The organism is Serratia sp. YC16 (assembly GCF_009707615.1).
GTDB classification, from domain to species: domain Bacteria; phylum Pseudomonadota; class Gammaproteobacteria; order Enterobacterales; family Enterobacteriaceae; genus Serratia; species Serratia surfactantfaciens.
The window spans coordinates 816,355-839,355 of the sequence record NZ_WLYN01000001.1; the positions used below are offsets into that span (position 1 = coordinate 816,355).

The following is a 23,001-nucleotide window of genomic DNA, read 5'->3' on the forward strand; positions in this document are numbered from 1 at the left end:
GTCCTCACTCGGTGAGCTGTTGCCACTGGGGATAAATACGTTCGGGGGTAAAACGACGAGACTTCTCTAACGCGGCAATAGAAAAGTGCTCGCGCAAACCCGGATCGAGCATCAATTTGATCACCCCTTCGCTGAAGGCGGCGGCGTCGTCATCGGGCACCAGATAGCCGTTGACGCCGTCGTCTATCAACTCGGCCGGGCCGGTCTTGCAGTCGTAGGCCACCAGCGGCAGGCCGAAACTCATGGCTTCGATCAGCACCATCGGCAACCCCTCATAGCGAGAAGTCATCAGATACAGACTGGCTTGGCGATAATAGGCCGCCACGTCGGCGGTGGCCGGCAGTAGGCTCACCTGCTGCTCCAACCCGGCGTCTTCAATCTGCCGCCGCAATGCGTCGCGCTCTGGACCGTCGCCAATAATCAACAGCCGCCAATCCGGCACCTGCGCCGCCACTCCTCGCCACAACGCGATTAGACGATCGAAGCCTTTCTGATTGCTCAATCGCCCCACCGCCAGCGCCACCTTGTTCTGCAGCGCCGGCGTCGGCGCCTGCGTGCCGAACGGTGAAACGTTCTCGATCACCCGACATTTCCCGGCCCCCACCCAGCGAGCGATGGCGTCGCTATCTTGCCGCGTCAGGAAAATCACGCGGTCGCCCAGACGGTAAACCAGCAACTTCAACCACTTAAATACGCGTGGATACTGGTGAAAGCTGACGTGTTCACTCAACAGCAGCCGGCTGCGGGCACAGAACAAACGCAGAAAAGGCGTCATCACCACCGATAGTTTCCCCATGGAAACGGTAATGATCACGTCCGCGCGTTCACGTCGCAGGGCCATCGCCAGCCGCCATGGCCAGAACAGCGAATCGCCGCCGCCGCAGCGCAGCCGGACGTCGCTCGCCAACGGAAAGAAGCTCCGCTCGCCAAACAGCGAAAACACCGCCACCTCGTAACCCGGCAGACGTGCCAGCGCATTGGCCAAGCCGCTGGCGACCCGTTCAGTACCGCCCTTGCCCGCTATATTTTCGATAACGATGATTACCTTGCGTGGTTGCATATCATCTCCTGAATCCCTGGCGCACATTGCGCAGTAGCCGGCCGCCAACCGAGAACAACCCCAACCGCGCCAGACAATCGCCATACCATTTGATCATCTTGAACTTGCCGCTCAGACTGTGCCGCACGATGCGCGACGAGTAATAATTGAACGCCTGGGCGTTCTCCGAATACAGCGAGGCCAGCAGGTGCTTGCAGGCGAATCCGCTGATATGGCGATCGCTGGGGCTGAGAAAGGTATTGATAAAGCGATCGCTGGCCTCCAAATTTAGCTTCGCCGTCATGCGCCCGTAGCGTCCTACGTCGAGAAACACCCCTCCGCCGGCGTCGTGTGCCACATGCGCGCCCAAATTGGTGGCATTGACTAAAAAGCCCCAATCCTGATGCTTATTGAGGAATTCGGGAAATAAAAAGCGGCGATCGCTTTTTTTACGTATGCTGATGGTGGATGAACGGATATCACCCATTTCCAGAAAAAGGAAATCTTCGCCGGAAGAACCGGATTTGTAGTTGAAGTTGAAGTCACGTACCGAATCGCCGCTCACCTCCGCATAGTTACCGAAGATAATATCAATCTGGCGATCTTCATGTTTATTCATGCGGCGAATAATATAGTTGGTCGTAAAGTAATCATCAGAGTCGAGAAAAAACACGATCTCCGATTGCGCCAACCTGATACCTAAGTTACGCGATACCGCCGCATTGCTCTTCTTTTTTTTCTCATGCAACATCACGTTGCTATTGGTCGCTGCTATCTGGCGAATATATTTGATATCATCCTCGTCAGAGCAATCATCAACCAAAATCACCTGATAGTCGAACCCCTGGCAAGCGTTGAAAACCCGCTTCAGAGTTTTAGGCAGATAACGTGCACTATTATAAATAGGGATCACGATCGAGAAATCCATTTCTTAGCCCTCTAATTTAGAATTTATCATTTCTTTTCCACGGCAAAGCAACAATAACGACACGTTAAATACCGGGACCAAAAAATAGGTTTCCGTCAACGTAGTTAACAGGAAAACCACCACCACCCAGCGCATGAATCGACTCAGCTTGCGCATGTTACCCAACAGGTGAAAATAACAGAAAAGCATGACAACAGAGGCGATGCCACCGGCCGAATAAAACATGGCAATGAAGAAGAAATCGACGGGTTTATAAGGTTCTATATTCATACCGAACAGAGGATTGGGTAGTCCCACCGCCTGAAACATCTGCCAGGAGAACCAGACTCGCCCGGTCAACGCCTGGTTCAAGAGGACGTCCAATGCCGGATTGCTACCCCAGAGCATAACGCTGGCGAATTGAAAGCCGATAATGATCAACGTCAGCACGATGCAGACTTTTCTATTGGGGGCGACACGCAGCAGCGGCGCCAGCCAAAACAGCAATAACATCAACAACGCCAGCATAAAACAGGTGCGCGAATAGGAATACATCAGCACCGGGAGAATTAACGTCGACGCCGCCAACGACGCGATATTTTTCATTCCACGCGTTAATTTCGCATGGTCGATCAGGCACAGCAGGGTGGCGAACAAGGCAAAAGAATAATACGCCAGGGTATTCGGGTTATCGAAACCCAGCGTTAATCTGTTGCCGTAACGCTCATCAAGATAAACAAATCCATTGGTGTAAAAGGTATAGGGAATGACCATCAGCAACCCTGCCACTACAAAGGCAATGGCAAACATTTCAGCGCCACGTCCCATGTCTATGCGGCGAAATAAAATTATCACCGCCGTACTGAATACCACGCCAAAAAGATAATCGCCATGCCCGGTGGCAATATTAACCAGAAACAACAGAGCCAAAAAACCCGCAACCGCTTTTTCCGCCAGCGTAGCGATAAAAAATGCATAACCGACATAGAGCAACATCAGGCCATTAAGCCCCATCACGGTTTTATTAATCAGCTCGCTGTTGAACGATCCCGAGGTCAGGAAAGTTTTCACGAAAAACATCAGCAGAAAGGTCAATACGATGGATTGATTGACTAAATCCCGCGACTGATTATAACCGGCATTGGTATGCATTTGAAAATTGGAGGCGACTCTTTGCATAAGTGTTTACTCAGTAAAATAACTGCCCCATTCCTGCTCAATGTTTTTCGGCATGAGCTTGCTTAGCCCCGCGCCAGGCGTAAACGTCAACTCACCGAAATACACCTTCTCGCCGATCTGGTAGAAATCCACACGGACATAAGAGAACTGCTGCGCTGCCTGGCGAGCCAAACGCGTCATTTCGTCCAACCGCGTAGGGCGCGGCATCGGTTCGTCGGCATTCGGCAAGCTGATACGGATTTCGGTGCGGTTCCAGTCGATATCAAAAATATCGCGCCGATGAGTGCCAAAACGCTGATAATCCACCTGGATGAACATGCGAATTTCATGATTGTCGTTGAAACAATGAAACTTGATATCGTTCGGCACCTGCTCGCCATCCAGCAACAGGCGCTCCACCATGATGCAGGGTTCGATATCCAGATAATGCTTTTCGCGACTCTGCTCGTAGAAGTTGCTGCGCATCCACGCGTTGCTGAGATCGTACAACTCCGCGTAGCTAACCTGCTGTTTGTCGAACACCAACCGGTTATAACCGCTGCCGTGGTTGGCTTTCAGTACAAAGGCGTTGGGCAATTGCCTGAACATGTCGTAGCTGAGCTCGGTGCCATGCGCATACAGCTCTACCAGATACTCCTCGCCCCACAGACCGGCGATAAATTCACGTACCTTGAACTTGTCCGACAAGGTGGTGTAGATGCTGCGCGGGTAAATTTTGCGTCGCATGATCTTTTCGCTGAAGCCGGTCGGTTTTGACAGGTGCGGCAGCTTCTTGAAATAGAGCGCGTATTTAACCTGATGGTGCCAGGCATCGGGCAGGCGCTTGGAAATGTTTTTAACCAGGATGTTTAACATGTTCTCTCCTTAATTTGCTGACAAGACGCGGCAAGCAGTAAAAACAGGTCAGCTGCAGTCGGGTAATTTTTCCGCCACGGAATAAACTGTTCAGCACGAAGAACGAAATGAATTCCGCCAGCAGCGTAGACACCGCCGCGCCGATCAGGCCGTAGCGCGGGATCAGCAGCAGATTCATCACCACGTTCGCCACTGCCACCAACGGCATCTTGATGGCGATAAAGCGATAGCCGGCGAACAGCACGATGCTGCGGTAAGAAACTGTCCCCATTACCGAGAACAACGAGGTCAGCGTACAAATAGCCAGGATGCTGGCGGCCGGTTGGAAAGCGGCACCGTACAGCAGCGCAATGGCCGGGTGGGCGAACCACCACAGGCCCAGCAACACCGGCAACGATAGGCCCAAGACCACCAAATACAGCACCCGTATACGGTATTCTTGCTCCAACGGATCGCGACAGCTGGCAATGCCCGGCATCAACGAGGTGATCAGCGCCATCGGCACGAAAACCCAGCCTTGGCTGAGGGTGGTGGCGGCACTGAACCAGCCTACCGCCTGCTCGCCGACCAGATTGCCCAGCATGATTTGATCGATGCGGGTATAGATCACTATCGACAGGCTGGAGATGGCCAACGGCAGGCCCACCTTTAGCAAATAACGGCCATAGCGCCCGGCCTGGCGCGGCGTAACCTGCGGCGAGGCCGCCGCTTCCCCACGGAATAACCAGAGGCGCGCCAGGTAAGGTACGGCGCTGCTGAGGATGTAGGGTACCGCGAACCACACCAGCGGCAGCGCGGCGCTCACCAGCGCCAGCCGCAGCCCGATCGACAGCAGCAGCGCCAGGTTGTTGATCAGCGTATTGCGTTTCGACTGCAGGCGGGCATCGTAATAAATCTTGTACACGTCCTGAATCGAGAAATAGGCACTGACAAGCAGCAACAGCGTCATCAGTTGGCTGGCGGGCGATTGGCTGAAATAGCTCCATGTCAGTATCGGCAGCGCTACCACCAGGAACAGCCAACGGCGCAGGCGTATTGACGCCAGCATCAGGCGAATGCCGCTCGGCTGTCGGCGGGCGACGCGGTTGAAAATGATGCTGTCGGCGCCCAACTGCACCAGTGGCACCACGATGGCAATCGTCGCCAACAGATAGTTGAGAGCGCCAAACTGTGCGGGCCCCAGATAGCGCGCAACGTAAATGGAGACGAAGATGCCGGACAGGCTGAGCGAAACGCGTTCGAGCATCAGCCACAGGGCATTGGTGATAATGGCCTTCACCCGCTTATTCCCCTGCCTGCGGGCGATCTTCCCGATGGCTTGGGTAGGCGAAGTTGTAGTAGCTCATGTCGGTTGCCGCCTTCTTCACCATGCCGTTGAGGATCACGCCCTTGATCCCCACCCCATTCTGTTCGAAACGACGCATGCTGGTTTCGATCTGCTTGACGGTATTCACCTCAAAACGCACCACCAGCAGCGAGGTGCCGGCGTGGTTGCCGACGATCGCCGCATCCGTCACCGCCAGAATCGGCGGCGTATCGATCAACACCAGATCGTAGTTTTGCCCGGCCCAGCGCAGAAAATCGGCGAAACGGCGGTGCATCAGCAGTTCGGACGGGTTCGGCGGTACCTGGCCGCGCGGCACGAAGTCCAGATTGGCGATGGCGGTTTTCCGCACCGCCTGTTCCGCCATCACGTTGCCCACCAGCAGGTCAGACAGGCCCTGATGCCCATCATCCGCCAGCCAGCGGTGCAGGAAGCCTTTGCGCATATCGGCGTCGATCAACAGCACCCGCTGCCCGGCCTGCGCCACCACCACCGCCAGGTTGGTGCTGGTAAAGCTCTTACCGCTTTCCGGGCTGGCACCGGAGACCATCAGAATGTTGTTCTTGGCCTCCATCATGGCGAAATGCAGGCTGGTGCGCAGGCTGCGGATCGCTTCCACCGATAGATCCGTCGGCTCGGCCACCGCCAGGATTGGCAAACGTCGGCCGCCGGATTTAGGCAACAGTTGGCGCTGCTCGCGGTTGCGCTTCACCTGCCACGGCGACAGCGGCACGGTGGCGTAGACGTTGATGCCCCGCCTCTCAAGGGTATCGATATCATTGATGCCGCGATGGAAGGCCGCGCGCAACAGCACGACCGAGACGGTGCCCGCCGCGCCCAGCAACAGCGCCAACAGCACGATCAACACCTTTTGCGGCTTAATCGGCCGGATAGCGGTTTCCGCTTCGTCGATAATGCGGACGTTGCCGACCGTGCCGGCCTTGCTGATGCTCAGCTCCTGCTGCTTGTTCATCAACTGCATGTAAACCTGCTGATCCACCTGCACGTCGCGGGTAAGGCGCAGGATCTCTTGTTGCATTTTCGGCAGCGTCTGCACCTGCTTACCCAGCCGCGCCTTTTCCGCCTCCAGCGTGGCACGCTTTTCCAACAGCGCCCGGTAAGCCGGGTGCACACGGGTATAGAGTTTGGAGATCTCCGCTTCCTTGAAGGTCAGCTCGTTGAGTTGGGCCTCGAGCTGCACCTGAGTATCCAGCACCGATTTGGCTTCCAGCGACAGATCCACCGAGTCGTTTTGCTGGCGGAATTGATTGAGCTGGGTTTCGGCGTTGTTCAACGAAGTTTGCGTTTGCGGCAGCTGCTGTTGCAGGAACGCCAGCATCCGCTGCGTTTCTTCCGTTTTGCGATCCACGTTCTGCTGCAGATAGTTGTCGGTGATGTTCTTCAACATCGCCTCGGCGCTCTGCGGATCTTCGCTCGGCAGCGTAAAGGTCATGATGCCGCTGTCCTTGCCACCCGGCACCACGTCCAGGTATTTGCGCAGCTCATCCACCGCTTTTTGACGCGCGACTTTCACCACGGTGAAACTGGCGCCCGGCGCTGCATCGAGCGCCGAAACGGTCATGTTCCATCCGCCCTGTGCGACCGCCTGCCCGACCACGCCGCTGAACAGTTTGTCGCCGTCATGGCTCAATTCATAATGCTGCCCGTCGCGCACCGTCAGCGTCAGCGCTTCGTCCAGCATGTCCTCCGGCGTCGTCAGCGTGGCAATCTCCAGGACCGGCGGTTTTTCGCCGCTCAGCCGGGCAAAGCCTTTGCCGAATACCGGGAAATAGTCCGGGCTGACGCGCACCGTCAGGCCGAGGGCGTCCACCGTTTTGCCAAGCACGTAGCGCGACTTGACCAGCGTCACCTCATCCTCCGTCGCCGAACTTTGCCCCATCATCGAGCTGTCCAGCGTTTCGCGCAGCAGCGAATCGCCGGACAGCTGCTTCTCCACCTGCACCACCGCCGTGGCCTGGTACACCGGGGTGGCCAACAGGGCGTAGACCACGCCCAGCACACCGGCCAAACCGGTCACGGCGGCGATCCGCCAACGGTTATCCCACAGCGGCCCGATTAGGCGCTCCCACTCCAGCTTTTCATCTTGTTCGGCCACCATAACGGACAGCGAATTGTTTTTCATTTTCTGTTCCTTGTTCATCCTGCGGACTCACCAGTTGCGCACGCGCAAGGTAGCCTCGCTGAGATCGTTAAAGCTGCTGATGGTCGGCACCAGCTGGCTGATCAAACGGTTCCAGCGCGCGACCGGCGCCGCAGTGACGTACACGACGTCGTAAGGTTGCAGCTGAAATTCAGCGCCCATCGCCAGCGCGCTGGCGTCTGAAAGATCGAACTGGTACAGCGTCGCCAACCGCTGCGGCTGTTTGCCGCCGCTCGGTCGGATCACAAATACCCCGGTCGCATCCGCCACCGTCTGGCTGATCCCTTCGGAAGAACCGAGGGCTTCGGTCAGGGTCATGCCGCTGCGGTCCATCTTCAGCGTCGTTTGTTTGCCCACCTCGCCCATCACGAACACTTTCAACTCGTCATTGCGCGGGACGTAAAGGATATCGCCCGGTTGCAGCAGCGCGTTTTGGCTGATGTCGCCGCGCTGCATCAGCGCCTGCAGCGAGATGGCCCGCTCCTTGCCCTGATGGGTCAGCACGACGTTGCGCCAGTCGGCGTTGTCCGTCAGGCCGCCGGCGGCGTTGATCGCATCCAGAATGGTCAGCGGCACGTTGGTGATTGCCTGCTGGCCGGAGGTTTTCACTTCGCCGGTGACATAAGCCTTCTGCGAGCGGAACGCGGCGATACTGACATCCACCTGCGGGCTTTCCACATACTGTGCCAGACGGCCGGCGATCAGACTGCGCACTTCGGTGACGGTCTTGCCCACCACCGCCACGCGCCCGATATAGGGATAAAAGATCGTGCCATCCGCATGCACCCAGTTGCCGGTGTCGCTGGCGCTGCGGTACTGCCCGGCCGGTGTGGTCAACTCGGGATGATCCCAGACGGTGACGTTCAACACGTCGCCGACGCCGATGCGGTATTGATAACTCTGCAACCGCCGATCCAGCGCCGGGTTCGGCCGGGCGACCGGTTCTATGCGCCGCATTTTCTGCAGCAGCATCGGCGACATGCGATAGACCTGTACCTGGTTGTTCAAATCGAAATCGTCGTCTTGCTGCACGACGATGGCTTTTCCACTGGTCGGTAAATGCGAGCCGGGGACCACCGTACAACCGCTCAACAGCGCGGAGGTACAGACCAACGGCATCAAAAGAGGCAAATGAAAATTCATGGGGTTACCGTGATAGACGGGCTGCTGTCGCAGCCCGTGAGAGGATTAGCGACCAACGGTCGGGTTGTCGCTAAGCACCGTTGCCTGCCGCGGTTCGCGCAGCATGGCGAAATAGCCGCAAAAACAGAACAGGAACGCCACCAGCATCAGGCTCTCCTGGAGCTTCAACACTTCGCTGCAAATGCCGATGCAGGCCAGCGTCACCGCCAGCATGGTGCTCATGGCCAGCGCCTGGCGCGCATTGAGCCCGCGGCGCATCAGAATATGGTGCAGATGGTCACGGCCCGCTTTGAATGGGCTTTGGCGACGCAACAGGCGGCGCACCATCACGGTCACCATGTCCATCAGAGGAATGGCGATCAGCCACAGCGCGGTGACCGGGCGCATCACCGCCTGTGGCCCCTGCGTCGCCAACAGCACCAGCCACAGCACGCTAAAGCCAATCACCATGCTGCCGGCATCGCCCATAAAGATTTTGTTACGCGCGCCGAACAGGCTCAGGTTGAACAGCAGATAAGCTGCCAGCGCGACGAGCAGACCCAGGCACCACAGCGCCAGGTCTTCCCGCCCGCCCAGTCCAAACACAACGGCCAACGCGACGAAGGTAACGCAGGACAAGGCGCCCAGTTGCCCGTCGATGCCATCCACCATGTTGTAGGCGTTGATCGCCCCCCAGACCGCCAGCGGCGTGAGCAGCAGCGCGCCATAGCCGAGCATCACTTCCTGATGCCCCCAGACATAGCCCAGAGAGGAGAGTTGCATCCCTGCCGCCAGCATCATCGCCAGCGCGATCCCTCCCTGCACCATGACGCGCGGCGCCACGGGCAGATCAAAGCGGTCATCCAGCACGCCCAACACCACCAGCGCCGTGACGCACAGCAGGTAGATCGTGCTGTCGGGCAGCCAGGCGGGTTGCCACAGCGTCATCAGCGTCAACGTCAGGTATACGGCGATGCCGCCGACCAGCGGAATATGCCCCAGATGTTGCTTGCGCGCATTGGGCTTATCCACTAACCCCACCGCCAAAGCGGCCCGACGGGCAATAAGCACCCAGGCGACCGCCAGCACAAATATCACGCTCAGTTGATATAACATCGTTCCTCCAGCGATTAAGCACGCTACCGCCCTTGAGTTACAGCTCCCAATGCGCTATTAGCAAAAACAAAATTGATCCTGCCAGGATATAAGTCAGCATGAGTTAATCCTGAAAATGCAGATTTATCCGCTTGTCGGCGGAAATACATAAATAACGCCAGCGTGCGGTTAAGTTATCGGTCAGAAAACTCATGTTTAATGGTTCTTTCGATGGCCGAATCAAGTTCCACCGGCGCTACGAAATCATTCTTCACATTGGTTTTAAATTGCGTTCTGGCGCAGAATTTCTGCACTCTGACGCGGCTGATTGGGAATTTTTTTCGACTTATTTTACTCACAACATCTAATGCGGTCGCCCCGCAGATTCCCACTGCATAGGGAATGCGAATCGTCTTATTTTCACGACCAAGAGAAGAGGAAATAACCTCAACCAGTTGATTCATCGTGAAGTCTGGTTTATCAACGTAGTTGCTGACCTGATAGCTGGATTGCTGATCCAGCGCGTGTTCCAATCGTGCGGCAATATTTTCAACATACGCCATCGACTTCATATTATTGCCGCTGCCGATCATCACGAATCGGCCGCTGGCGATCTGACGGAACAGGTTATACACGTTGCCGCGATTCCCTTCGCCGAATACCACCGTCGGGCGAATGATGGTCAGCTTGTTTTCACTATCGGCTTTGCGCCACGCTTCATAAACGTATTCCGCTTCGAGCTTGGATTTGCCGTAGTGATTGAAGGGTTCGAAACGCCCCTCTTCGCCAGTCTCTTGTTTGACGAAACCATAAACGGCGACCGATGAGGTGAAAATGATTTGGCGGATATTCAATGCGGAAGCGGTCATGCAGACATGGCGTGCACCTTCGACGTTGACCTGGTAGTAGAGCGAAATGGGGTCGACATTGTCCTGATGCTCCGCAGCCAGATTAATGATGGCGTCACAGCCCGTCAGCGGTTGCTGCAAGGTCTCGGGCTGAGTCACATCACCGTACTGGTAGAGCGCCGGAAAGTGCTCGCTGGGCCGTTTATCCACGATGATCAGCGTCAGATCATCGCGTGCACTGAGACGTTTCGCCAGGCGCGTTCCGATAAAACCGGCCCCCCCGATAATAGCTACTTTACGCTTATCCATAATTTGTCACTCAGCAGGTTCTCATTATTCCCGTCACAACATTGAGACAGGACGCTAATACGCGTTAGGTAATGAGATTCAGACTGGACAAATCGAATCAGGCTTTCAAATAACAAATAATGAAATAAAAGATTTCATTAAATGTGAAATTATCGCTAAAGATAAAACCTCATTCAGTGCTAATTTTTAACATCGTAAGCAACTTGATATTGCAAGGTTTTATTGGGCAGTATGAGATTAATCCGACCTTTACCAGGCATAGAAAAGGCCTCATATTTTACCGGCAGCTTAATCTGGCCTTGCTTAGGATCGACACATTCAATGGTCGCCTGCTCCATGCTCTCTCCCTGGTAAAGGCAGAACAGGGTTTGCGGGCTATTGGTATGAGGGTTGTTCAGCGTCAACGTCAACACGACGCGCGTGTTATTCTGAATATCATTGATCACCGGCGGGCGGGTTTGGTTGCCCAACACATATGAAAAATGTGAAATGACCAGTAAAGAAGCGAATACCGTCAGGTATTTCACTACGCGGCTAGCGGGCATGCTGAAAAAACGCCGCCCCGATGTTGGCTTCTTTTCAGACGCCGGTGTTTCCTGGGATGGCGTCTCTGCCGCGAGAGGCGCAGAAACCAGTGTCGATTTACGTTGCTTAACTATTTTCTCATCGTTTGTTTCAGGCGCTCCATTTACATTTTCAGAAAGTTCCGCTTGAATATCAACATTAATATCATCATCGCCGTTTAATATATCATTACCGACGTAGTCTTCATCTTCAGATATAAAGTGAAAAACCGCCTGATTTTCCACCTTGTAACCCAAGCGAGGAATGGTTCTGATAAGCGTATGTTCGGTGTCGCTAATTTTCTGACGAATGGATTTAATTGTTTGATTTATCGTTGAATCTGAACAATAAGTCCCTTTCCAGATATTTTCTATAATTTCCGTTCGGGTAACCAGTTCGGGGGATCTGGCGACAAGCAGCGAAAGGATTTGATACTCTTTCCAACGCAGACGAAATTTCTCCCCGGCAGGAGTCAGAACATCGAGATTCCTAATCTTTATTCTTTTATCAAGATTCACTTTTAATTTCCTTAGCGTGCCTGTCCTGCACACTTTGTATAGAAATATCAAAAAATGTTCAAGAAATTAAATGTAAACTCAACAGGTTGCATTCATCGGATATTGGCTTTTATAAAAATTTTCTGATTTCATTTTTTACATTAAGCCTGATTAAGGATGTTCTGTTTATCCAGACGACTCTTTTTCCCTGTTGGCAACATGGATTTCTCTCATGACCGCCGTAAAATCCAACCTGGCACCTCATTGATTTAAAAAAGAAAAACTAACAATGTCGTTTAATTGTTAATCGAGTAAAATTGTGAAATTTCATTCCGTGATGTGAATTCATCCTATTTTCCCACTTAATCTGGTTGGCAGATAGACTACAAAAAGCCGAAAAAAACAGAATGAGAGTTATCTGATTTAACTCCAACACTCATTCATTCCAGCAAGTTTAGCATCTAAGACAAATCCCTATTGATGATTTTATAACAATCGCACTAATTATGCCTTCCCCACCCAGAAATTTCATTTAACCTGCGGCGATGGCATTAATATTTTAATGTAAGAATACTCTCAACAAAAAGAAAAAACCGTGCAAATAATATAATCCGTTTGTGAGAAGACATTCCTACATTGAGAGATATGGCTATAAAAAAAGAAAAAAACGGCAAGCGGAGATGAGAATTTTACCTAAAGGCAGAAAATTTCACTGAGAAGGCGAGGAGAGATGATTCGGTATGAGCGAAATATCCCTCCCCTGTCGGGGAGGAATTGAGACAATCGTTTGGTGCTCAGGCCTTTTTCTTACGGCCATACACCGCCCAGGTAATGACCACACACAAGATATAGAATACCAGGAACACTTTCATCGCCCCCGCCGGCGAACCTGTCAGCGCCAACGAGGTGCCGAATGCCTGCGGAATGAAAAAGCCGCCGGCCGCACCGATCGCCGAGATAAAGCCCAATGCGGCGGCGGAGTCGGTCACCGCTTCACGCTGCGCGCTCTCGTCGCTGCCGCCGGCCGCTTTGACGCGATCGACCGTGATTTTACGGAAGATGACGGCGATCATTTGGAAAGTCGAACCGCTGCCCAGCCCCGCAGTGAGGAACAGCACCATGAAGATGCCGTAGAAGGCGATGAATGAACCGCCCTGCCCTGCGTCCGGCAAGGTCAGGAACAACAGCGCGGCAAAAACGGCCATCACCACAAAGTTGATCAACGTGACCCGCACCCCGCCGAAACGGTCAGACAACGCACCGCCAACCGGCCGCGCCAGCGCCCCGAGGAACGGCCCGAAGAACGCGTAGTGCAGGATCACCACATCCGGGAATTGCGTTTTCGACAGCATGGCGAAACCGGCGGAGAAACCGATGAAGGAACCGAAGGTCGCGAGGTACAGCAGGCTCAGCATCCACAGATGCCCGCGTTTGAGCACCGGCAGTTGCTGGCGCAGCGACGCTTTGGCCGCCGCCAGATCGTTCATGCCGAACCAGGCTGCCAGCGTGGCGATCAACAGGAACGGCACCCAGATCCAGGCGGCATTTTCCAGCCACAGCGGACTTCCGTCCGCCTGATTTTGCGCCGCGCCGCCAAACAGGCCGAACAGGCTGAAAGAGATCGCCAGCGGCGCAACCAGTTGCATCACGCTGACGCCCAGATTGCCCAACCCGCCATTGAGCCCCAACGCGCCGCCCTGGCGTGCTTTCGGGAAGAAGAAGCTGATGTTGGCCATGCTGGAAGCAAAGTTGGCACCGGCGAAACCGCACAGCAGGGAAATGACGACAAACACGCTGTACGGTGTGCTGCTGTCCTGTACCGCGAACCCCAGCCACAGGCAAGGCACCAGCAGGAAGCAAGTGCTGATAGCGGTCCAGCGACGGCCGCCGAACAGCGGGATCACGAACGAATACGGCACGCGCAAAATAGCGCCAGAGACCGACGGCAACGCCGTTAACAGAAACAGCTGGTCGGTGGTGAAGTTGAAGCCGACCTTGTTCAGGTTGACCGCGACGGCGCTGAACAGCATCCAGACACAGAAGGCCAGCAGCAGACAGGGAATGGAAATCCACAGATTGCGGGTGGCGATGCGCTGGCCGCGTTGCTGCCAAAAAGCACTGTCTTCAGGGCGCCAGTCCTGAATCAGCGCGCCGGTTTTCTTTGATGAAGGCGTTGCAAGTTGCGACATAAAAACCTCAGACACGGGGGATTATTCCGCACACCCTAGGGGGCGGCCCCGGCGGCAAAGTTGATGTACATCAACCCGAATGCAAGTAGTTGGCGGCGTAAACGGCGCCTTCATCCCCTTAGGGGTACGGGCAAACAAAAAATTAAATAACTTAAAATCAATAAGTTGATCAACATCACTTCCTTGTTTTTACCGGCTCGCCACTTCACTGGAAACTAATGGGTACTTCATTCGAGGTATGGGGTTATGCTCATGGATAATCAAAAATATGGCTGAATCGTTACTTTTTTTATCCCCGTCGCCGCCTTCGCCCCTGAGCTTCAGCGGCGCTAAACGCCAGGAATCCGGACTTATGAAACGCCTGTTGGCCCCGCTTTCGATCGTGAATCAGGTCGCCCTGCTGATGTTACTGTCGGGCATTCTGGGCGTGGCCGGCATGGGCATTTCCGCCTGGATGTCGCAAAGCATTCAGGGCAACGCGCATGCCATCAACAAGGCCGGTTCGCTGCGTATGCAAAGCTATCGCCTGCTGGCGCAGGTGCCGCTGGACGCGCGGCACGAAATTCTGATTCAGGAGCTCGAACGCGACGAAAACAGCCCAGACCTGCAGCGCTCGGTGGAACAAGAGGGGCTGACACAGCCTTTCGTCGCCTTGCGCGACTACTGGCAGCAGACTCTGCAGCCTCGCCTGCGCAGCGCGCAGCGCCCGGCCGATGCCGCGCCGCAGGTGGCGCACTTCGTGCAACTGCTGGACAAGCTGGTATCGGACATCGATCGGCAAACCGAGCGCCGCCTGCTGATGGTGACGCTGGTGCAGGCCGGCTTCATCGCACTGACGCTGTTGCTGTTGTTCGGCACCACCTGCTACCTGCGCCGCCGGTTGCTGCATCCCTGGCGGCAGCTGGTAGAGATGGCGTTAGCGGTAGGCCGCGGCGATTTTAGCCGCCGCTTTCCCCAGCGCGGACACCAGGATGAAATGGCCTCGCTCGGCGGCGCGTTGAATACCATGTCCGATGAGCTGTCTGCCACCTACAGCGGGCTGGAGCAACGCGTAGCCGAAAAGACCGCCGACCTGCAGCAGAAAAATCAAGTGCTGAGCTTCCTCTATCGCGCCAGCCGCCAGCTGCACGCCAACGAACCGCTATGCAGCCGTCTGACGCCGCTGCTCAACCAACTGCAAACCCTGACGCCGCTGCGCGCCATCCAGGTGCGGCTGTATGAAAACGACAGCCGGGAACCGCTGCTGCAGCTGAGCGGCAACCAGCCGTTGCGGCCGGAGCACTGCCACAACCCGGTGTGCAGCGCCTGCCTGAACGACAGCGATCGCCAGCATCCCGATAACCCGTCGCTGAGTTGGAGCCTGAGCGACAAGCTCGGCGACTACGGCGTGATCGTGGCTCAGCATGCGCCGCAACAGCCGCTGAACGATGAGCACCGCCAACTGATCAACACTCTGGTAGAGCAACTGACCAGCGTGCTGGCCATCGAACGCCAGGTCGACCACCAGCAACAGCTGATGCTGATGGAGGAACGGGCGGCGATCGCCCGCGAACTGCACGACTCCATCGCTCAATCGCTCTCTTGCCTGAAAATGCAGATCGCCTGCCTGCAGATGCAGGGCGAAACGCTCTCTTCCGCCAGCCAGGCGCTGGTGCAACAGATGCGCGAAGAGTTGAACGGCGCCTACCGCCAGCTGCGCGAGCTGTTGACCACCTTCCGCCTGCAGCTGACCGAACCGGGCCTGCTGGCGGCGCTGCAATCGACGGTGGCGGAGTTCAATCCCAAACTGGGCCTGACCATCAACCTCGATTACCAGCTCGGGCCGCGCACGGTGCCCGCCTATCAGGCCATTCATCTGCTGCAGATCGCCCGCGAGGCGCTCAGCAACATCCTTAAGCACGCCGCCGCCAGCCAGGTGAGCATTCAGGTCATCAATAAACGGGGCGAAGTGACCCTGAGCGTTTGCGACAACGGACGCGGCCTGCCGGCCGAGACGTCCCGCCCCGACCATTACGGCCTGATCATCATGCGCGATCGCGCCAAGAGCCTGCATGGCCGCTGCGACATTTTACCGCGCAGCGGCGGCGGCACCGAAGTGCGAGTCAGCTTCACGCCGGATAACCACGCCATCGACTAACGGAGACACCATGACGACAGAAACCGCCGCCACAATTTTACTGATCGACGACCATCCCATGCTGCGCAACGGCGTAAAACAGCTGATCGGCATGGACGCTCGCCTGCAGGTTATCGCCGAAGCCGGCAGCGGTGAGCAAGGCGTGGAACTGGCGCAACAGCACGATCCGGATCTGATCCTGCTCGACCTGAACATGCCCGGCATCAACGGGCTGGAAACGCTGGATCGCCTGCGCCAGACCGACCTGTCAGGGCGCGTCGTGGTGTTCAGCGTATCCAACCATGAAGACGATGTCGTTAGCGCGCTCAAGCGCGGCGCCGACGGCTATCTGTTGAAAGACATGGAGCCGGAGGAGCTGCTAAAAGCGCTGCATCAGGCGGCCGCCGGGCAGATGGTGCTCAGCGAAACGCTGACGCCGATCCTCGCCGCCAGCCTGCGTGAAAACCGCCCCAGCGCCGAGCGCGATATTCAGCAGCTGACGCCGCGCGAACGGGATATTCTCAAGCTGATCGCCCAGGGGCTGCCGAACAAGCTGATCGCGCGCCGCCTGACCATCACGGAAAGCACCGTCAAGGTGCACGTCAAACACCTGCTGAAAAAGATGAAGCTGAAATCCCGCGTCGAGGCCGCCGTGTGGGTGCTGCAGGGTAAAAACGGTTAATCTTCCCCGTACAACGGCCCGGTTTGCGCCGGAATGGGCGGCGGCGTCAGGGTTTGGATCGCCGGCAGGTCCTCGCCATCGCCGGCGCTCGCCGTCAGCGGCGGCGCCACTTTCAGCTCGATCCAGTTGGACGTCACGCGTTGCTGCTTGTCGTCCTCCAGCGTGACCGACAGCCGATAACTGTTGGCGGCACCCGGCGCGTCATCCCACGGCGGCACGATCGCCGTCCAGCCCTGCGGGTCGTTGGCGTTGTGCGGCGGCGTCAGGCTCAGCGCCTGCGTATCCCCCTGCCAACTGACATGAGAAATCCCGTGCAACGCCTTGATTTCCAGCACCAGCGGCACAGTCTCTCCCGCCTGCAGGTTCCACGGCGGCGTAGCCAGGAACACCTGCAGCGTCTTGCGCTGACGGAATTCCAGCACCGGCACATTTTTACGCTCGATGGGATCGTAGCGGCTGCCGCGCAACGACTTGGCCTGCGCCACATACTCCGGCGAAATCTGCTTCACCAATGGCACCCCGAGCCGATAGCTCAGCGCCAGCTCAACCTGATCCTGGCTTTGGCCGCCCGCGCCAATCTTATGCAACGCCTTCATCGTCACCAGCGGCACCGGGGTGTAATTGAGCCCCAGCTGCATGGCGCGCGGATCGTTTTGCTTTTTCCCGCTGCCGAACAGATCGACATTATCGCCCAGATATTGCTCATAGCTGAGCGAACCGCCGATCTGGCGATAAAACGGCAGATAGCCTTGCGTCGTGATGTCGTAGCCTCGCGCCGGACGGCTGAAGAACACCCCATCGCCGGGCTGTTGCGACAACGCCGACAGCGGGTAGTAATAGTTGGTGGAGAAACGCAGATAGTCTCCCCAGGCCTCCGCGCCGATGCTGCCGCGATTGCGCTGCCGGGCGAAATCGCTGTCGAGCGCGGTGTTGTAACCCAGCAGCCAATCGCCGGCGATCCAGCGCTGCCCCAGTGCAAAATTGCCCAGCGCCCCGGCGCTTTGCTGCAGCCAGCCGATCTGGCTGTAGGTCAATAGCCCGTCGACGTCGTACAGCGGGCTGAATAGCTGACCATTGCTGCCGGTAAAGTCGCCCTCACCGGTCATCTTCAGCGACAGCCTGGCGGTCCCCAGCGGAGACAGCAGCTCCTGCGCCTGTTGCTGCAGCGCGCCGGTCGCCTGGCCCAGCAAATAATCCTCAGCGCGGCTGCGCATCTGCTGACGAGACACATTGTTCAACTCTTGTTCACCGAGCTGCTTGGCCATCTCGGCCCACTGCTTTTCGCGCGCCGCGTCGTCGGGCGCACCGCCCAGCTCGGGCAAATTCGCGGCAGGATCCGCGGCGGTCTGTTCGGAAGGGATCACGCTGTCCGGCGCCGGTGGGGACTCGGCGCACGCGGGCGCCGCTCCGGCCAGCCACATCAGCGGCCCGGCCAGCCACGCCGTCTGACGCCGGCGCCAGAATCGTTTTTTGGTCTTGTTGAGTACTGCCTGAATGACGTCGTTCATGACACCGTTAGCTCCCTCCTTCCTGGAGCACGCCAACCCACTGCTGCGCCGCCGCCTTCCCGCGACAGTTCTGAAAAACCTCACGCCCCGACCAGGCGGGTGCGCCTCTACCCTAAAGCCTAACGGCTTGACGAGAAGAAACAATAGGATAAACCCCTAATCCCTCTTTTGTGACGACGTCACATTACGCGGTTTACCCTTTCATTTCAGCCATCGGGTGAATTCACGCCATTTTAGCGCCGATTTTGCCGATAAAAAGTACGCCAGCCTCTGCGCGCCGCCGCGCATGGCGTTGCACTGCCATGTAATCAGCACAGTGCCGATGCGTGCTATCGCGCGTTCCCCGCAGGCAGCCGCGTTTCACTCCGATGAAATCAGCATTTTGCCGTTATTTTAAACGCCTGTTTTACGGTTGGCGGAGTCCTGATGTTAATTTCTCTACTGTGGCACGCGCTGTTTTTCACCGCGCTGCTGGCGGCAGGCCTGGGCGCCTTCGCACTCATCACCCGACTGGAGCGAACGGTAACCGCACGCGCCACCCCGTCGACATTACGTCGCCGCAGCCTGCTGTTGACGGCCCTGGGTTTGACTGTGGCGGCGCTGCCTTTCGAGCTGCCGGCGGCGCAGCGGTTATGGTTGCCGGCGGCGGCGGCGCTGCTGATCGCCCTGGCGTGGCTGGACTGGCGTCATCGCTGGTTGCCGGACCGACTGACTCAGCCGCTGCTGTGGGGTGGGCTGCTGTGCAACCTGGACGCTCGCTGGGCGCCGCTGGACGACGCGGTTATCGGCGCCGCCGCCGGTTACGGGGCACTGTGGCTGCTCAACGCGCTCTATCGGCTGGTGCGGGGGCGTAACGGCATTGGCCAGGGCGATTTCAAGCTGCTGGCGGCACTGGGCGCCTGGCTCGGCTGGACGGCATTGCCGCTGCTGGTCTGTCTGGCGACAGTATTCGGACTCGGCGCGGCATTGGCGCACGGCCTGCACAACCGCCGCGCCTGGCGCGCACCGCAACCTTTCGGCATCGCCCTGGCGGCGGCCGGCTGGCTGTTGCTGATGATGAACGCCGGCCAAAATGTGCCGGCGTTGTTCGGTTAGTTCTTCAGCGCGTCGATCAGTCGATTGAGTACACCGGCCACTTCCGCCGTGCTGGCCGTTGTCGGATTGGCCAGGGGCTGGATCGCCGCAAGCCTGGTCGTGGAGAGCACCTCATCGCTGCGGACTTCCAGCGCATCGGATGGCGGTGCGTTTAACGATCCGCCATCCGGTCGCCAATAGCTGCCTCGCGTAGTCTGCACCTGATAGCTGCCAAAACCAAAGTCCTTCTCGACGCGGTAATATATTTCGCAGCTCAGCGGCCCGGTGCGCCGCAGCATAAAAGCGCCTTTCGCGCTATAGCTGCCTTTATTGACGACAAAGGCGGCGGCCTGCGAAGACAGATCGAACGTGATATACAAATCGCACGCCAGCACTTTGGTGCTTACTCCCTGTTGCAGAGTAATGTGCGTTGTGGGTTGCCGATCCGGCGCAGTCAGGGTGCCTAAAAAAGTCCACGATTGCTGTTTCGAGATATTGCGTGGCAGATGATTGCTGGTGGCGGAAGGCGCTATCCCCCGCTCCCCCAAACTGTTCATCACCTCAACTCCGCTCAAAAATGACGTGACGTCGACGGTGCTTTTGCCGGCTACCGCTACGCCGCCGTTGTATACGTTGCTGAACGTCACCTCGGTATTGTTGTTGCAGGCGGCGATCGCCACCGGGAAGGGAGTCGTCGAACCGCTGTAAAGACTCAACTGGCCGATATCCCAACGGGATTCGTTGATGAATCGGCACAACACGCCGCCGCTCTCCACGTTCTGCGCGTCCTGGATATTGATATTGCCTATTGTGCCTTGGGCAAAGTTGGTGGACAGCACGCTGACATTGGCGGCGCGCTGCGTGTTGCGGTTCTCGCAGCCCAATGAATTGATCGTGCCGTTAAAATCTTTGAAATAGTAGATATCGCCGATGCAGTCATCCGCAGCCAACGAGCCGACAGTAGAGTAAAACCCTGAGATTCTGAACGCAGTACCCTTGGCACGCGCAGCATAAAGGCCATCGATAAAGTTGGTGGTGCCGGACTTGTCCATCCACAACACCCCATCGCCCGGGCGACTGGCGTTAGCCTCCATCTGCACATTCACCAGCCAGTTAATGAACATGTCGCCCGAGACAAACAGCGAATAACCGCCGACGTTGGTGTAGATATCACGGATATCGAACTTCGTCATATTGCGATCGCTAAACCATACGCCGTGGGTGTCGTCTACGCCGGTATCATCCCGCAGCGTCAAGCCGTGCAGCGTCAGATTGGCGAATCCTTTCACTACGATTACCGCTTTCTTCGTTTCACCCTGTTCATTGGTGTAACTGCTGTCCGCGGTCTTGACGATTTTGGTCGCTCGCCCCAATCCGACCACCCGCAAACCGATGCCGCCGTAGATGTCCGTTGTCGTCTGAATGAGTACATGTCCAGCGACCGTATATACCCGTTTCCCCAGAGACAGTGTACCGCCTGCTTGCAACGCCGCCTCCGCCGCTTTGTTGATAGCCGGCCCCCAGTTGCTTCCGTCGCTGTCCTGATAAAACTGTTCCGGCGTCACAACCTCACCGGTGGCGAGCAAGGTTGCTGCGCGCTGTACTGGAACGTTTTCGTTATTGTCCATAATATCTCCTGACGTGATGTGTTCGCATCATTGCGAACGACCGCGCTGAAAGGCGTAAATAACGCCACCTTTCAGCGCCAATCTATCACCGCCACATGAGCACGTTATGAAATTTCATTTTATTTCACCTTGATACAACATCTCGCGTTTCGCGGTTGCAACAGCACGCGATTTCACACGCTGTCGGCCTTTGGCGCGCCAGAAGCCCGGCCAGGCGCGCGGCGCGGTCGCTACTTACTCACCCGGTCCAGATACAGCATGCTGTTGGCGATATCCACCCGAGCATCTTGAACGTTGTTGCGTAATGCCACCAGCGTTTGCCCCTGCAGCGCCACAACATAGGGCGAACTGGCCTGCAGTTCCCGCTGCAGCGTAACGTAGCGTGCGCTGCGCGCGGCGTTGTCGCCCTCCGCGGCCGCCGCGCGCGTTTCCGCGCTGATGGCGGGTATGCGCCACTGGGTACGCCAGGCCAGGGTTTTCGGCCCGTCGGCCACATTATAAGCAAATGCGCTGGCGTTGGTGTTCGGATCCAGGTAGTCGGCGCCCCAATAGGTGAATATCGCCTGAAAATCGCGACCGCGCATCTTGCCCCACAGATCGCTTTCCACCACCGGATGGATATCCAACCGCAGCCCGGCCTGCGCAAAACTGGCCTGCAGCGCCTGGGCGATATCGGTATACGGCGGCTGATTGATGACGATTAGGTCGATGCGCGTGCCTTCAGCGATGCCGGCATCGCGCAGGATCTGTTTGGCTTTATCCACGTCGAGCTTAAACGGCCGATCGTTGAGCGCACCGTCCAATCCTTGCGGCAAGAAGGCCTGATGCACCCGGTATTGCCCTTTCAGCAACCGCTCGGCGATGCTCTGATAGTCCACCAGCCAGCGTGCCGCCTGCCACAACGCCGGATTGCCCAGCGCCGGGTTGTCTTTGCTGCCGGTGTTGAAACCAAGATAATACACCCGGGGCGCATCGGCCTGCTCGATGCGCACACCCGGCGCCTTGCGCAGCGAGTCGAATTGGTCGGCACCCAGATCGTAGGCCACGTCGGCATCCCCCTTCAGCAACAGCAGGCGGCGGGTGCCGGCGTCGCTGACATTCTTGAACAGCACCGTTTTCAGCCGAGCCGGCGACGGCGCATAGTCGTTGCGGCCAAACAGCAGCGCCTCGTGCGGCACATAGTTATTCACCCGATACGGGCCGCCGCCGGCGGAATGGCTGCGCAGCCAGGCGTTGCCGTAATCCCCCTGCTGCGCATGCTCATTCAGCAGCTTCTCATCCACAATCGAAGCCACATTCGCCGTCAGCAGACGCAGCGCCAACTCACTGCCGATATTGGCCGGCCAGCTGAGCTGCACCTGGTCATCCCCGATCTTCTTCAGCTGCTGTTCAACGTTATCCGACGTCCAACCAAACTCGGCGAGAATAAACGACGGCGCCTTGTTCAGCTTCACCGCACGCACCAGTGAGAAAATCACGTCCTCAGGCCGTAACGGATTACCGGAGGCAAAGCGTTGCTGCGGTTTCAGGGTAAAAGTCAGGCTGCGGCCATCGGCGCCCGCTTGCCAACTGCCTGCGGCGTCCGGCGCCAGCTTTTGCGGCGCGGCGCGATCCGGCGCCACCAGGCGCTGATAGAGGTTGACCAAATTGGCCGAGCTGACGGTCTCAAAACTCTCCGCCGGATCGAGGCTGATAATGCCCTCCAGCGAACTGACCACCACCAGGGTGTCTTGCGGGGTGGCGGCCTGCGCACCGAAAGCGGCCGCCAGCGCACCATACAACAAAGTTGGAATTAACCGTTTCATCGATACACTCTCCACAATCACGCGGTTGCGTTGTTTTTCGAGTGTAGGGGGTAAGAATTAACAGAAGAACGACGATAAATTGCTTTATTTATTACCAAG

General features: G+C 57.0%; 17 protein-coding genes. 3 read left to right on the forward strand and 14 right to left on the reverse strand.

Going from position 1 to position 23,001, the window contains the following annotated elements; translation table 11 throughout:
- Window positions 1-4 precede the first annotated feature (4 nt).
- The 11 genes from GKN89_RS03810 to GKN89_RS03860 form a co-directional block, all read right to left on the reverse strand.
- The gene (locus tag GKN89_RS03810; protein ID WP_063918519.1) at window positions 5-1,060 is read right to left on the reverse strand and encodes a glycosyltransferase family 4 protein; all 1,056 of its coding nucleotides are present in this window, start codon (window positions 1,058-1,060) and stop codon (window positions 5-7) included.
- A 1-nt stretch (window position 1,061) separates the two neighbouring features.
- A complete protein-coding gene (locus GKN89_RS03815; protein WP_019452889.1) occupies window positions 1,062-1,967 on the reverse strand; it encodes a glycosyltransferase family A protein in 906 nt (301 codons plus the stop codon).
- A gap of 3 nt (window positions 1,968-1,970) precedes the next feature.
- Window positions 1,971-3,125, reverse strand: a complete 1,155-nt coding sequence (locus tag GKN89_RS03820) for a hypothetical protein (RefSeq protein ID WP_154746369.1) — start codon at window positions 3,123-3,125, stop codon at window positions 1,971-1,973.
- 6 nt (window positions 3,126-3,131) lie between these two features.
- Window positions 3,132-3,980 carry an ATP-grasp fold amidoligase family protein gene (locus tag GKN89_RS03825; protein ID WP_019452891.1) on the reverse strand — a complete coding sequence of 283 codons (849 nt, stop codon included), beginning with the start codon at window positions 3,978-3,980 and terminating at the stop codon, window positions 3,132-3,134.
- Window positions 3,961-5,259: a flippase gene (locus tag GKN89_RS03830; RefSeq protein WP_063918520.1), complete on the reverse strand. Its 1,299-nt coding sequence runs from the start codon at window positions 5,257-5,259 to the stop codon at window positions 3,961-3,963. Before GKN89_RS03830 ends, GKN89_RS03825 begins: the two co-directional genes overlap by 20 nt.
- A gap of 4 nt (window positions 5,260-5,263) precedes the next feature.
- A complete protein-coding gene (locus GKN89_RS03835; RefSeq protein ID WP_154746370.1) occupies window positions 5,264-7,447 on the reverse strand; it encodes a polysaccharide biosynthesis tyrosine autokinase in 2,184 nt (727 codons plus the stop codon).
- A gap of 27 nt (window positions 7,448-7,474) precedes the next feature.
- Window positions 7,475-8,608: a polysaccharide export protein gene (locus GKN89_RS03840; protein ID WP_063918521.1), complete on the reverse strand. Its 1,134-nt coding sequence runs from the start codon at window positions 8,606-8,608 to the stop codon at window positions 7,475-7,477.
- A gap of 45 nt (window positions 8,609-8,653) precedes the next feature.
- The gene (gene wecA, locus GKN89_RS03845) at window positions 8,654-9,703 is read right to left on the reverse strand and encodes a UDP-N-acetylglucosamine--undecaprenyl-phosphate N-acetylglucosaminephosphotransferase (RefSeq protein ID WP_019452895.1); all 1,050 of its coding nucleotides are present in this window, start codon (window positions 9,701-9,703) and stop codon (window positions 8,654-8,656) included.
- 173 nt (window positions 9,704-9,876) lie between these two features.
- Entirely contained in the window at window positions 9,877-10,839 is a 963-nt protein-coding gene (locus tag GKN89_RS03850; protein ID WP_063918522.1) for an NAD(P)-dependent oxidoreductase, read from the reverse strand.
- Window positions 10,840-11,018: 179 nt separating this feature from the next.
- Window positions 11,019-11,921, reverse strand: a complete 903-nt coding sequence (locus GKN89_RS03855; protein WP_019452897.1) for a helix-turn-helix domain-containing protein — start codon at window positions 11,919-11,921, stop codon at window positions 11,019-11,021.
- Window positions 11,922-12,694: 773 nt separating this feature from the next.
- Window positions 12,695-14,089 (reverse strand): NarK family nitrate/nitrite MFS transporter, encoded by a 1,395-nt coding sequence (locus GKN89_RS03860; protein ID WP_019452898.1) that lies wholly within the window; start codon window positions 14,087-14,089, stop codon window positions 12,695-12,697.
- A gap of 352 nt (window positions 14,090-14,441) precedes the next feature.
- On the opposite strand from GKN89_RS03860, the gene narX reads away from it, so the two are divergent.
- Together narX and narL are read left to right on the forward strand one after the other, a co-directional pair.
- Window positions 14,442-16,226 carry a nitrate/nitrite two-component system sensor histidine kinase NarX gene (gene narX, locus GKN89_RS03865; RefSeq protein ID WP_019452899.1) on the forward strand — a complete coding sequence of 595 codons (1,785 nt, stop codon included), beginning with the start codon at window positions 14,442-14,444 and terminating at the stop codon, window positions 16,224-16,226.
- 10 nt (window positions 16,227-16,236) lie between these two features.
- Window positions 16,237-16,887 (forward strand): two-component system response regulator NarL, encoded by a 651-nt coding sequence (gene narL, locus GKN89_RS03870; RefSeq protein WP_019452900.1) that lies wholly within the window; start codon window positions 16,237-16,239, stop codon window positions 16,885-16,887.
- Here narL and GKN89_RS03875 read toward each other — a convergent pair.
- On the reverse strand, window positions 16,884-18,395 hold the full coding sequence (locus GKN89_RS03875) for a YchO/YchP family invasin (RefSeq protein ID WP_019452901.1): 1,512 nt from the start codon (window positions 18,393-18,395) through the stop codon (window positions 16,884-16,886). The genes narL and GKN89_RS03875 overlap by 4 nt on opposite strands.
- 426 nt (window positions 18,396-18,821) lie before the next feature.
- On the opposite strand from GKN89_RS03875, the gene GKN89_RS03880 reads away from it, so the two are divergent.
- Window positions 18,822-19,490: an A24 family peptidase gene (locus GKN89_RS03880; protein ID WP_154746371.1), complete on the forward strand. Its 669-nt coding sequence runs from the start codon at window positions 18,822-18,824 to the stop codon at window positions 19,488-19,490.
- Here the strand turns inward: GKN89_RS03880 and GKN89_RS03885 are convergent.
- Both GKN89_RS03885 and GKN89_RS03890 read right to left on the reverse strand, forming a co-directional pair.
- Window positions 19,487-21,097, reverse strand: a complete 1,611-nt coding sequence (locus tag GKN89_RS03885) for a hypothetical protein (protein WP_154746372.1) — start codon at window positions 21,095-21,097, stop codon at window positions 19,487-19,489. The genes GKN89_RS03880 and GKN89_RS03885 overlap by 4 nt on opposite strands.
- Before the next feature lie 230 nt (window positions 21,098-21,327).
- Window positions 21,328-22,902 carry an ABC transporter substrate-binding protein gene (locus GKN89_RS03890; protein ID WP_154746373.1) on the reverse strand — a complete coding sequence of 525 codons (1,575 nt, stop codon included), beginning with the start codon at window positions 22,900-22,902 and terminating at the stop codon, window positions 21,328-21,330.
- Between the last annotated feature and the right edge of the window lie 99 nt (window positions 22,903-23,001).